Genomic DNA, 13,441 nt, shown 5'->3' with positions numbered 1-13,441 from the left:
CTTTATAATGAGGGCAGACTTGGGCAGGAGAGACATAATCAGCTCCGCTCAGGGCACAGCATGCAACAATAAGGAGGCATATGATGCTAACTAGCGATACAGCCGTACAAGTGCAGCAACAGAATGTTAATCTTGTAAGCGTTACAAATGGCCACGTGAGCCTGGAGATCAATCTTGAAAATGGTGAAGTGTCCTTCATCGGCAAGCATTCTTCCCATGTGAAGGGCATTCGTAGTGCTTTTCGCTGGCAGGGCCGGGAATACAGCACGGATCATTATCAGAACCATGAGCTGACGGCACAGGAAGATATTGTTCGAGAAGGATTTGGAAAAGGCATCCGCTTGGTCGTTCTGCATAAAGCCTCGTTGCTGCCGCAACTGGAGCAGCATTTCTATATGTATGAATCCTCACCGTATGTACTGGTGCAGACCGCTATAGTCGGTGATGAAGAGCTTAAGGCGAATCGCATGGCTGTCATCCAATCCAAAACCATATCACTCGGCGGAGAATCCGGCCAGAATGAACCAAGCATTCTGCGTGTTCCGTTTGACAATGATAAATGGGTCAGATATACGGTGGTTAAGCCGCCGCTTGATATGGAGAGTTATGAGGCGACAGCCTTGTTCGCGCCCGACAGCCGCCGGGGAATTGTGATGGGTTCCCTTACGCATAAGGTATGGAAAACAGGGATTCGTATGCAAAGCGAAAAAAGCGGACAAATTGAGGGACTTGATCTGTACGGCGGTGCGGTGGGTGAACTGACTCGCGATTCCCAGCCTCATGGTTATGTGAAGGGAAAAAGAGTTGAATCTCCATTGGTATTCGTCGGGTTCTATGAAGACTACCGTGAAGGTCTTGAAGCCTACGGTAGGGCTAATAGCTGGATTGAGGCTCAATTACCTTGGGAGGGCGGTGTCCCCATCGGATGGAACAGCTGGTCTGCGGCTATGAGTGATCTGGACTATGATCTATATACAGCGACCAGCGATTTTCTGAAAAATGAAGTGCAGCCGCTTGGATTCGAGAATGAGGATACGTTATATATCAACTTTGATGCTTTCTGGGACAATTTTACGCCGGAAGAGATGAAGAGCGCACTGGACCGAGTACGGCAAAACGGACATAGAGCGGGAACGTACTGGACCCCATTTGCCTTCTGGGGAGGGCCTGATCAGTTCAGTCAAGCGGTCGAAGGAACAAACGGCAAATACACCTATGCAGATATTCTGCTGCGTGACAGTGAGGGCGAAATTCTGCCAGATGTAGACGGTGGTCTGGCAATAGACCCGACACATCCTGGCAACCTGCAAAGAATCGACTGGTTCACGGATAAATTCATCGCGGAAGGTTTCGAATATATCAAACTGGATTTCTTGGCACATGGCTCGTTGGAGGGACAGCACCACAATTCGGATATTACAACAGGGATCGCGGCTTATCATTATGGCATGTCTTATTTGCAGCATAAGCTCTCGCCAGAAGTAATTGGACGGCCATTTTTCATTAACTTGTCCATCGCTCCATTATTTCCATATGCTTTTGCCCACAGCCGCCGTATTTCCTGTGATGTCTTCGGTACACTTGCGGATACGGAATATCTGCTGAACTCGCTGACACACGGCTGGTGGATGAGCAATACGCTCTATCGCTACAATGATCCGGATCATTCGGTGTTATACAAGAGCTTCAACCAGGAAGCTACCGGCTGGCATGAAGGACGTAGCCGCCTGACTGCTTCAGTCATTGCCGGTACGGTGCTTCTACTCGGGGATGACTTCCGCAAAGAGGATGCTGCCGAACGAGCAAGAGAGTGGCTTGGTAACAAGGAGATTTTGAACGTTGCTCGTATGGGCAAAACCTTCCGACCAGTTGAAGGTGATTTTGGGAAGCTGTCTTCTGACGTGTTTGTCCTTGAATCGTCGGAAGAGAAAAGTTTCTATCTCGCCGTCTTCAACTTTGATGCTGCACAGGCCGCGGTGAAATCCATCTCGCTGGAGCGGGCCGGACTAAACACCAATGCCGTTTACAGTTTGCAAGATCTGTGGGAAGGCTCACAAGGGGAAACGTCTGGAGAGCTTACGGTCTCACTGGAACCGGCGGAATCCAAAATCTTCAGATTGACCGTGAAGGGAAACTGACCTGGGAGAAATGACAACCCAGAGATGTGAACGGTTTTAGAATATAAAAACAAAGTCAAACGCGCGCTTTTGTATCTCACAGATCGCGCGTTTGTCTGTTTTGGGTCATGAGTCTATCTGTATAGATAATCATTATTGGACTGGAGGACATGATATGAACGATTTTACTTTGTGGTATTCAACCCCTGCAGCGGATTGGTCTCAAGGCCTGCCGCTGGGCAATGGAAGAATAGGGGCGGTTGTTATGGCGTCTTCGCATCGAGAAGTATGGAGTATGAGCGAGGTCACCTACTGGTCGGGTCAAATTGATCCGGAGCACCCTTCCGAAGGAGGCAAGGCTGCACTTCAAGAGATGCGAGATCATTTTTTCTCTGGGGATTATGATGGAGGAGACCGTCTTGCCAAGCAGCATTTACAGCCAAAGAAACGTAATTTCGGCACCCATCTTGGATTATGTGATGTTGTTATTGATTTTGGGAAGAAGAATTCGGGTTCTGATGAAACTGGAAGCTTCCAACGCGAGCTGGATCTGACTCATGCGCTGGCCGGGGCGTTCTGGAAAGATGATGACATCACGATTCTTCGTGAAGTTTTCGCTTCTCACGCCGATGATATAGTGGCCTCAAGAATTTGGAGCAATGTTCAGGGTTGCGTATCCTTTACACTTGGCTTGCAGGCAGGCACGGACTCATTCAAGGTAGTAGCCTTAGATGACAACACGCTTGAATTCCAAGGGCAGGCAACGGAAAATGTACATAGTGATGGGACTTGCGGCGTATGGGCCAAGGGTTTGGTCAAGTTGGTTGTATCCGGGGGTACCATCGTAAGTAGAGATGGTCGATTGAACGTGACCGGAGCGGATGAGGCATGGATTTATTTTAGTGTAAGCACGGATTATCGCCGTACAGATCAGGATTGGAAAACAGAGAACGAGTATACGCTGATGAAGGCTTTAAACAAGGGGTATGCCTTGCTTAGGGAGGATCATATCCGCGATTACGGCAAGCAATATGACAAGATTGATATTCAGTTGGGGCTCAAGGGGAAATCCGGTCTGGCTACAGATCAACGTATTCGTTTGTTGGAACAGGGTAATGGGGATGAAGATCCGCAGCTGTACGCATTGTTTTTTCAATATGGCCGGTATCTGACCATTGCGGGGTCTCGCGAGAACTCTCCGCTGCCACTCCATCTCCAAGGAATCTGGAATGATGGTGAAGCGTGCCGAATGGGCTGGAGCTGTGATTATCACCTTGATATGAATACCCAGATGAATTATTACCCCACAGAGATTACGAATCTAGGAGAGAGCCATCTTCCGTTATTTAGGTATGTTGAGGATCTGGCACAGGCGGGCAGGGAAACGGCTCGTAATGTATATGGATGCGATGGGTGGGTCGCTCATGTCTTCTCCAATGTATGGGGCTTTACGTTGCCTGGATGGGAGACCTCATGGGGGCTGAACGTTACAGGCGGATTATGGCTGGCTACACACCTGATTGAGCATTATGAGTACAGTCAGGATCGTGTTTTCCTAGAGAATGTGGCCTATCCTGTACTTAAGGAATCCGCGGCTTTCTATCTGGACTACATGTGTGAGCATCCTCGGAACGGTTGGCTGGTGACGGGTCCTTCCAATTCGCCGGAAAATCATTTCTATTCTGATAATTCGAGAGAGGGGGCACAGCAGCTGTCCATGGGAACAACAATGGACCAGATGCTGGTGCGCAGGCTCTTCGAATTTTGTCTTAATTCAGTTGAACTTTTGAACAAAGACGAGGAACTTGGACGCAAGCTGGAAGAAGCAATCAGCAAGCTACCACCTCTACAGATCGGCAAGAAAGGTCAGTTACAGGAGTGGCTGGAGGATTATGAGGAGGTGCAGCCGGAGCATCGGCATTTGTCTCATATGTATGCGCTGTATCCGGACAATCAGATTACACCTGACCATACACCGGAACTCAGTACTGCAGCACGAGTAACGCTGGAGAACCGCATGGTCCAGGAAGAGCTGGAGGATGTTGAATTTACAGCTGCTTTGTTTGGACTGGGTTTTGCGAGATTGCACGATGGGGAGACGGCATATAAACACCTCTCACATTTGATCGGCGGCCTGTGCTTCGATAATCTGTTCACCTATTCCAAATCCGGAATTGCTGGAGCAGAGAGTAATATCTTTGTCGTTGATGGAAATTTCGGCGGTACAGCTGTCGTAGCGGAGATGCTGCTGCAAAGTTATGCGGGCGAGATCCACCTTCTCCCAGCGCTTCCACAGGCATGGAGCACCGGCTCGATAACCGGGCTGAGAGCAAAAGGAAATGCCGAGGTTGACATCGTCTGGGAGAATGGAAAGCTGACCTCTACGAACATTCACACTTTCTCGCCGGGAACGTTCACCATTTGTTGGGGCAACCATAGAACGATCCTTCATGCCGAAGCAGGCGAAAGTTACTATTTCAATAGCGAGCTGGAGTTGGTAAAATAACGATCTATACTTGAAAATAACTTTCATTTATATGGACCATGGTCCAACGGGGGGAAAAACATATAATAGAGACAGACAGAGACAAAGGGAGGGGACGTTGATGTACAGTATTTTTTTGGTAGACGATGAAGAACTGGGACTTGAGATGATGAGGGATTACATTCGTTGGGAAGAGATGGGTATCTATATCATGGGAACGGCGAGTAACGGCAGGGAGGCCTTGGAGAAGATTGAGGCCACCCAGCCTGATATCGTTCTTACCGATGTTCAGATGCCGATAATGAACGGTATTGATCTGGCGAGAAAGATACATGAGAGCTACGACTCGATCCAGGTGATGTTTCTGACCGGGCACGATGAATTTCAATATGTAAAATCGGCTATCAACGTAGGGGCCGTGGGATATATGCTAAAACCTTTGGATTTAAACGAAATTGAAAGCGTTATCAGTAAAGTTAAACAGCGTTGTGAAGAAGTTGCAATGAAGAACCGTTCCATGGAGGCGGCTAAAGCCAACATCCTGAAGGAGTTATCTTACGAAAAAAATGAGGATCGTGCTCTTGATCTCGCTTTTAGTTACAGCCGTCTAACCCGACAACCGGAGACCACCCGATATGCAATGGCCTTGTTCAGTATCGATCCCAAGGAGGCTGAGGAGGAACAGCAAAGTCTGGAGGAATGTACAGGACGGCTCGTGTCTTTTCTCGACCATTTCTTCAAGGCGAAGAACCTGAAAGCGATCTTTGTGGATTACAAGGAAGGAGAGACGGGTGTATTTATGGAAGCGGCCCAGCAGCCGGGACATTATGCGTGGGAAGACTTGGCTGAGGCTATTCGTAGTGCCCTCGATTTTACGGTGACGGCAGCTGTAGGAGGACAAGAGACAGAGTTATCCCATATTCACTGTCTGTACGAACAGACACGCATCGTTTTGAATGAGCGTTTCTATGAAGGTACAGGCACCATTATTCATGCGGAGTCGCTTTCGAACCAGTTTTATACGGAGCATATGCCCCCTTTTGAACAAAAGGAATGGTTTGAGGCCATTAACCGACTGGATTTTGAATGGGCGGCACAGAAGCTGCACGGGTATATTGAGGGATTGGCAACACTGCGAGTTAAGAAGAAAATGATCTGCGACTGGTCGATAGATCTCGTTAATGAGCTGCTGGAGCAGCTTCATAAACCTGTTCCGAAGCGGGCTGAGCTGTATCATTCCATCTATAATGCACTGACTCTGCATGAGATCGAAGATCTGATTCTCGGTACTGCGGAAGATGCCGTGAGTATGCTGGGTGAGCGGTTTATGGACAAAAATGCAAAATTGATTCACAAGGTCTGTACTCTCATCGATCAGAATTACAATCAGCCGATTACCATCAACAGCCTGTCTGATCAGGTCTATTTGTCACCAAACTATTTGAGATCCATTTTTAAGGACAAAACAGGGATGACAATTCACGATTATCTGACACGCATCAGACTGGATAAAGCCAGGGAACTGCTGGCAGATGGCTCGCTCAAGATTCACGATATCGCGCAGAACGTGGGCTATGAAAGTTCATCTTATTTTATATCTCTTTTCCTGAAGACAGAGGGCGTAACACCCAACGAATACAGGAAAAGTATATGAAGATACAGGCTGTCTGGTAACGATCACGATCCTCCCGTTTTCCTTGAACATGATTTGAATTGGCTCCCTCTTACTAACCCATGATATGGCGAATGAAAGAGGCTTTCCTGTATGAATAGTAACATTGTGGTATGGAACATCCCCCGCCTCCTTTTTACAATTAGGCATATAGGAAAGGAAGGAGGAGAGAGGGGATTTAACAGCTCTTTATGAAAGCGATTACAGATAATGGCTGTGAACCACCGCAGGATAGGCATATGGAGACCTAACTCAATCAAAAGAAAATGGAGGCATGTTATGTTGGGACGGATTATGAAAAAAGGATTTGTGTTCTTTATCATTTTTTGCTTGGTAGTTGGCGGGGGCCAGTTCGTCCGAACAGCTCACGCCGATGATATGAATACCTATGAAGCCGAGGCCGAGGGGAATATTTTGCATGGCAACGCGAAAATCTCTGATAGCCCGACGGCTTCAGGCGGCAAAAAGGTCGGAGGCATGTACCAAGGCAGTTCCTTGCAATTTAACAATGTTACTGTAAGTGAGACAGGAAATTATAAGATTTCCGTTTACTACATTTCAGGTGATTCGCGGCCGTTTAATATTAGTGCGAATGGCGGGGAGAAGCAATTTGAAGAACCGCCCAAGACAGTCGACTGGGATACGGTGGGAACGTATGATGTGACTCTTCCGTTGAACGTGGGTACCAACACAATCCTGATTGATGACAACAACTGGTATTCTCCCGACATCGACAAGATTGTGATCCGCGGTTTGGACAGTGACATACCGGGAGAAGGTGGCGGAGACGACTGGAAGAAAAATCTGCATGGTGCAATCATTGAGGCAGAAGCAGCCGACAATATTTTGAAAGGCAATGCCAAGGTGGTGGACAGCAGTATCAGTTCAGGCGGGAAAAAAGTAACGGATCTGAACAAAAACAGTTCACTGCAATTTACGAATGTTACTGTACCGGCAGATGGTACATATTTGATCCGAATATCTTATATTTCTGGTGACCAGCGACCTGTCTATATGCAGATGAACAATGAGACGGATGAGATGATTGATCTGCCCAAAACGGCAAGCTGGAATACGGTAGGCACGTATGATGCAGAAGCTTCCCTCGATAAGGGAGTTAATACCATTACGTTCTCGGATCATGATGGTTACTCCCCCGATTTTGACCGAATTGAAGTAATCCCGTATACGCTTAGCTATGAAGCCGAAGATTCGGGCAATACACTGACTGGTGAAGCGCGTGTAACAGAGAGTCCGAATGCTTCCGGAGGCAAAAAGGTCGGCTACCTGAATGGCGGGAGCTCCTTGACGTTCAATAAAATTATAGCCCCAATGACAGGTGATTACCGCGTTAAGGTAGATTATTTTTCCGGTGATCCGCGGAGTTTCTATGTCCATGCGAATGATGGGGAAGAGCAGTTCCACGACCTGCCTAAAACCCCGGATTGGGATACGGTAGGTACGTATGATCTTACCCTCCCATTAACTGAGGGCGAGAATACGATTACCTTTTCAGATAACAATGGCTATTCTCCCGATCTGGACCGGATTATCGTAGAGCCTGCGATAGAGACAGAACCCGAAAATCCAGGTGAAGGAGATGACGATCTGGGAACACCGGGTGACTCGCAACAATACGGGGATATCACGGTGACTGATTACACGTATGGCCTTCTGGTATCGAACGGACAATACGAAGTGTCTTATAATACCCAGACTGGATTCGTCGGCTATAGCTGGGCAGAAGGGCAGAAGATGCGGGGGATTTTCAGCAGCATTAAACTTGGTGACGGCCTTGTGGAGACCAAAGGTTATGAGAGTCATGCGAGCGGTGGAACACCAGTGGAGATTCAGGATGGATTCGGCAAAGGCATTGAGTTGAACTTTGTTCATACGTCAATTGGCAAACCAACCCTGAAGCAGGTCTATCGGTTTTATGAAGATAAATCGTATTTCCTCAACCGTCTGGATGCCTTCAGTGATACAGAGATCCAAAGTAATTACATGTCACCAATTACCGTAAAAAATTCGGGTGGTGTGGATATCGGCGTAAGCTCGGATAATCGTGTGCTTACAGTACCTTTTGACAATGACGCCTGGATTCGCTATAAATCTCAAACGATGAACCGGGCGGATACTAGCTACGAGATGACGACGGTATTCAATAACTCAACACGTAACGGTCTTGTGATTGGTTCAGTAACCCATGACACCTGGAAGACCGGTATTGACTGGAAAGGCTCAGCTAATCGTCTGAATGAATTTGCTGTGTATGGTGGTGCAGCGAGTGACGTTACTCGCGATACCCAACCACATGGCAGCCTGACCGGTACTGAGCTGTCCTCACCACTGATTATGGTAGGTGGTTTCAGTGATTACCGCACAGGACTTGAAGAATACGGAAAAGCCAATGCAATTATTACACCTCCGCTGGCGTTGAATCCGGAGCTGCCACAAGGTGTTCCAGTAGGTTGGAATAGCTGGGGAGCTTATGATAGCGGGCTTTCGTATCAGAACGTAGTGGATGTGTCCAATTATTTCAAGAATAACCTTAAGAAATTCAACAATAACGGAAATGTATTCATTAATATGGATTCCTACTGGGACAATCTAAGTGATGCTGAGCTTGCCCAAGCCGTATCTGTAATTAAGGACAATGGTCAGCATGCAGGCATCTATTGGGGGCCATTTGTGTATTGGGGCAACGATATGAGCCAAAAAGTAGATGGTACCAACGGGCAATATACGTATGGTGATATTGTGCTCAAGGATGCTCAGGGGAAACCTCTGCCTACGCTGGATGGAGCATATGCACTGGATGTGACACATCCGGGGAGTCAAATGCGTATGAATTATTTTCTGGATAAGTTTAAATCACTTGGATTCACATTCATCAAACTGGATTTCCTGACCCATGGATCACTGGAAGGCCAACACTATGACACTAGCGTGACGACAGGAATCCAGGCATACAATGAAGGGATGCGTTATGTTGAAGAGCGATTGGATGGGAAAATGTTTATTAGTGCGTCCATTGCACCGATCTTTCCAAGTCAATATGCGCATAGCAGACGGATCTCTTGTGACACCTATGGCAAAATCAATGAGACGGAGTACATGCTCAATTCATTGACATATGGTTTCTGGCAAAATGGAACGATCTATTCTTATACAGACCCAGATCATTTGGCATTAAGCAGTGCTTCAAGCCTGGAGGAAGCCCGTAGTCGGGTAAATTCCGGTGTGATTGCCGGCACGGTGATGATGGATTCCGATGATGTGAACGATCCCAAGGCACAGGAATACATGACAGCATTGTACAATAACACGGATGTTCTTCAGGTGGCGCTGAAAGGAAAAGCATTCAAGCCGCTTGAAGGGAATACGAATGCAAATGCTGCGGATACGTTTGTTCTGAAAGACGGCAATAATTATTACCTTGCCGTATTTAATTACAGCGCCAATAGTTCAGCGAACAAAACGATTAATTTGGGTCGTGCCGGATTGAATGAATCCAAATCCTACACGTTACAAGATTTGTGGACAGGTGAATCTTCGTCAGCCATGGGTTCATGGTCCATCTCGCTTGGACCGGCTGAATCGAAGTTGGTTAAATTGACCGAAAAACCAGTCAACCCGGAAAATCCAGGCAACCCAGGTAATCCAAGCAACCCAGGGAATCCTGGCAACAATGGAAATAACAACAATACTAGTGGAAACTCCGGCAATAGCACTGTTCAGGAGAACGATACAGCAAAACTGGTCATCACAGCCGATATGCTGAAAGTGGACAGTGGGGCAGGGAAAGCCGTTGTGGACATAAAGGCTGGTACTCAAGAGCTACAATTGTCATCTGCTGTTTTACGCCAGCTCGGCGACCGTGCACTGGAAGTGAAATCAGGCATATTAACCCTGCAAGTACCTGCGAGTTTGTTCCAGCAGCTGTTGAGCAAGCTACCAGCGGGGCAACAGGAAGATAGTACCATTTCCTTGAAAATGGTTCCGCTTGGCAGCAAGGCCAAGGAGGTCATTGCTGCAGTGGAATCATCTTCCCGGGCAACGGTTTCCCTTAAGGGAGAAATCTATGAATTCAGCCTTTCGGTAACAACTAAATCTGGTACAACCGAAACACTCTCTGCGTTCAATCATCCGGTTACGCTGAGTCTGGAAGCGGCTGAAGGCTTCGACCCTTCACAGGGAGGAATATATTATATTAACGAAAATGGGAAATTGGAATTTCTCAAATCGGATTACGTGAATGGCGTATTAACGACTAAAGTGAGCCACTTCAGCAAGTATGCCGTTCTGGAACTGAATCGGACGTTTGCCGATGTTCCGGCCAATCATTGGGCTAGCTCTGTAATCAAGGAGTTAGCAGCAAAGGGGTATGTTGAAGGCACAAACGAAGATCAATTTGAGCCAGGACGTGCAGTCACTCGCGCTGAATTCACCGCCATGCTCGTTCATTCTCTGGGACTGACCGTAGCAGGGGAATTACAATTTACAGATGTAGCGACAGATGCCTGGTACGCGGAACCTATCGCGATCGCGACCCAAGCTGGTATTGTCAACGGCCGAAGCACAACCAGTTTCCAGCCGGACGCACGGATTACCCGAGAGGAAATCACGGTGATGCTGATGAAAGCATACAAACTGAATGATGGGAAAGTGCCTGTTGGTTCTACAGATATCTTGTTTACAGATATGGCTCAGGTTTCTTCATGGGCAACTGCTTCGGTAAAGGATGCAGCCAAACTAGGACTAGTTCAAGGCCAAAGACAGGGGCAGTTTGTGCCTAAAGGGATAGCTTCCCGTGCAGAGGCGGCTCAGGTCATCTATAACCTGATTTTGAAGTAAGATTTAAGGCTGCGAATTGCATCGCAGCCTTATTTTCATAATTTGAAATGAGAGATGATTTCCCCTATGGATTGTAAGAATGCGATATGGCTAATTTAACTCCTGCTTCCTACAATAATATGTATGTTCACAACACACAGCACGAGGGTAACAGGAACTCGAAAGGATGATAAACTTGACGATTCAATATAATGAACAACTACGTATATTTGCAATACAGACGCAAAATTCGTCCTACATTTTCGGAATCAATGAGAGAGAACACCTCCAGCATCTGTATTGGGGTGACCCCGTAGACATCGAGGACAGCGCTCCGTTGCTCCATCTACAATCCCATAGCTCTTTTGATGCGGAAGTGGAAGGAGAGATGGAGGAATATAGCTTCTGGGGAGGTGCATCTTATACAGAGCCATCTCTGAAACTGCGTATGCCTGATGGTGTCCGCGATCTTCAGGTAAGGTATGACCGTCATGAGATCATTGAACAGGATGGCAGACAGACGTTGATCATCACGTTGAAGGATCAGGTGTATGCACTTGAAACGCAGCTGGTATATCGGGTCATTCCGGAATTCGACCTGGTGGAGCGTTACGCCAATATCGTAAATACGGGACAGGAGGATATCGTGCTGGAAAGCATGCAATCTGCAGCCTGGACTTTGCCATATCTCCAGGATTACCGCCTGACGCATGTTACGGGGAAATGGTCGGGTGAATTCCAAATGCGCAATACCGTTTTGACAGAGGGAAAAAAGATACTTGAATCGCGGAGAGGTTTCACGGACGGTCATGCCAACCCATGGTTTGCGATTGATGATGGTCTTTCGACAGAAAGCGGCGGCGGGGTATGGTTTGGTGCTCTGGCCTGGAGCGGCAACTGGAAGATTGTTGCGGAGAAGACCCCATTCACGCATGTGCGGGTAACAGGTGGCATCAATGATTTTGACAATGAATGGTTGCTGGGTGCGGGCGAAACGTTTGAGACGCCTGTCTTTGTCGGCGGATTCAGCCCAGAAGGCTTTGGCGGAATGAGCCACCGCTTGCATCAATATCAATACAATTACATACTGCCTCGCAGTGAAATCGGGAAAGTGCTGTACAACTCCTGGGAAGCTACCTACTTCGATGTTAACGCACAGGACCAAATGGCGCTTGCCGAGCGGGCAGCCAAGATGGGCGTGGAGCTGTTCGTCGTGGATGACGGCTGGTTTGGACAGCGGCATTCCGACCGAGCGGGGTTGGGCGACTGGAACGTGAATATGGAGAAGTTCCCGAACGGACTTGTTGAGCTGATTGACCGGGTTCACGGACTTGGGATGGAGTTTGGCATATGGGTAGAGCCGGAGTCGGTCAACCCAGATAGTGATCTCTATAGAGCACATCCAGACTGGGTATATCATTTTGAGATCCGGGGACGTACGGAGCTTCGCAATCAGCTGCTGCTGAATATTTCCAAGCCGGAGGTTAAGCAATACATTATCGATTTTATGACCGAACTGCTTGGCAACCATGAGATTAAGTTCATTAAATGGGACATGAACCGGACCATCACGGAGCCTGGCATGAAGGGGCACCCTATTAACCGCCAGAAAGAAGTATGGGTAAGGCATGTCCAGAGTCTCTATGATATCTGGGCACAGCTGAGAACCAAGTTCCCGGATGTGGAGTTTGAGACTTGCGCAGGAGGTGGCTCGCGGATTGATTTGGGCATCTTCCGTTATGCCGACCAGTCCTGGCCGAGTGACAATACGGATGCGTTCGACCGTCTGAGCATTCAGGAAGGCTTCTCCTATACGTACGCACCACGTATGATGACCTGTTGGGTAACTGAGTCACCTACAGGAATGAACGGTCGAAACGTCTCCCTGAAGTATCGTTTCCACAGTGCAATGATGGGCACGCTTGGTATTGGCTCCAATCTGAACGAGTGGAGTGATGAATGGATTGGGCAGTCCGGGGAATTCATCGGTCAGTACAAAGGCATTCGCCATCTCGTGCAATTCGGCAGACAATTCCGCCTGACTTCGCTTCGACATAAGGGGGTTACGGCTGTCCAGTACAGCGATGCTGCAGGAAGTGATCATGTGCTGTTCGCTTTTCTTCACTCGCAGAAGCTGGGTGAACCGTTGCCTAGACTCCGTTTGGCAGGTCTTCATGCTAACAAGACCTATCTCATTGAAGAGCTGGGATTATCGGTCAGTGGCCGTGCGCTGATGAACATTGGGGTGGAATTGCCTCTACGTGGCGATTTCGACAGCCTGGTGTATCGTATCCGTGAGCAGGTATAAAAGGATGCTGTAGAATAGTTTAA

5 protein-coding genes are annotated in these 13,441 nt (G+C 47.9%); all 5 read left to right on the top strand.

What is annotated here, in order from left to right:
* Positions 1-83 precede the first annotated feature (83 nt).
* The 5 genes from CRO25_RS10040 (at position 84) to CRO25_RS10020 (ending at position 13,418) form a co-directional block, all read left to right on the top strand.
* On the top strand, positions 84-2,138 hold the full coding sequence (locus tag CRO25_RS10040; RefSeq protein WP_306291803.1) for an alpha-galactosidase: 2,055 nt from the start codon (positions 84-86) through the stop codon (positions 2,136-2,138).
* A gap of 154 nt (positions 2,139-2,292) precedes the next feature.
* The gene (locus CRO25_RS10035) at positions 2,293-4,623 is read left to right on the top strand and encodes a glycoside hydrolase N-terminal domain-containing protein (protein WP_079694831.1); all 2,331 of its coding nucleotides are present in this window, start codon (positions 2,293-2,295) and stop codon (positions 4,621-4,623) included.
* A gap of 100 nt (positions 4,624-4,723) precedes the next feature.
* The gene (locus tag CRO25_RS10030; RefSeq protein ID WP_079694830.1) at positions 4,724-6,256 is read left to right on the top strand and encodes a response regulator; all 1,533 of its coding nucleotides are present in this window, start codon (positions 4,724-4,726) and stop codon (positions 6,254-6,256) included.
* A gap of 297 nt (positions 6,257-6,553) precedes the next feature.
* On the top strand, positions 6,554-11,131 hold the full coding sequence (locus CRO25_RS10025; protein ID WP_179132124.1) for an S-layer homology domain-containing protein: 4,578 nt from the start codon (positions 6,554-6,556) through the stop codon (positions 11,129-11,131).
* A gap of 166 nt (positions 11,132-11,297) precedes the next feature.
* The gene (locus CRO25_RS10020) at positions 11,298-13,418 is read left to right on the top strand and encodes an alpha-galactosidase (protein ID WP_079694828.1); all 2,121 of its coding nucleotides are present in this window, start codon (positions 11,298-11,300) and stop codon (positions 13,416-13,418) included.
* Positions 13,419-13,441 lie beyond the last annotated feature (23 nt).

The organism is Paenibacillus sp. RU5M, assembly GCF_900221055.1.
Classification (GTDB): domain Bacteria; phylum Bacillota; class Bacilli; order Paenibacillales; family Paenibacillaceae; genus Paenibacillus; species Paenibacillus marchantiae.
This window is presented reverse-complemented; position numbering and strand designations above follow the sequence as displayed.

Excerpts from the sequence above, each read along its gene's own strand:
- CRO25_RS10040 (WP_306291803.1), top strand. The coding sequence starts at position 84 with ATGCTAACTAGCGATACAGCCGTACAAGTGCAGCAACAGAATGTTAAT.
- CRO25_RS10035 (WP_079694831.1), top strand. The coding sequence starts at position 2,293 with ATGAACGATTTTACTTTGTGGTATTCAACCCCTGCAGCGGATTGGTCT.
- CRO25_RS10030 (WP_079694830.1), top strand. The coding sequence starts at position 4,724 with ATGTACAGTATTTTTTTGGTAGACGATGAAGAACTGGGACTTGAGATG.
- CRO25_RS10025 (WP_179132124.1), top strand. The coding sequence starts at position 6,554 with ATGTTGGGACGGATTATGAAAAAAGGATTTGTGTTCTTTATCATTTTT.
- CRO25_RS10020 (WP_079694828.1), top strand. The coding sequence starts at position 11,298 with ATGATAAACTTGACGATTCAATATAATGAACAACTACGTATATTTGCA.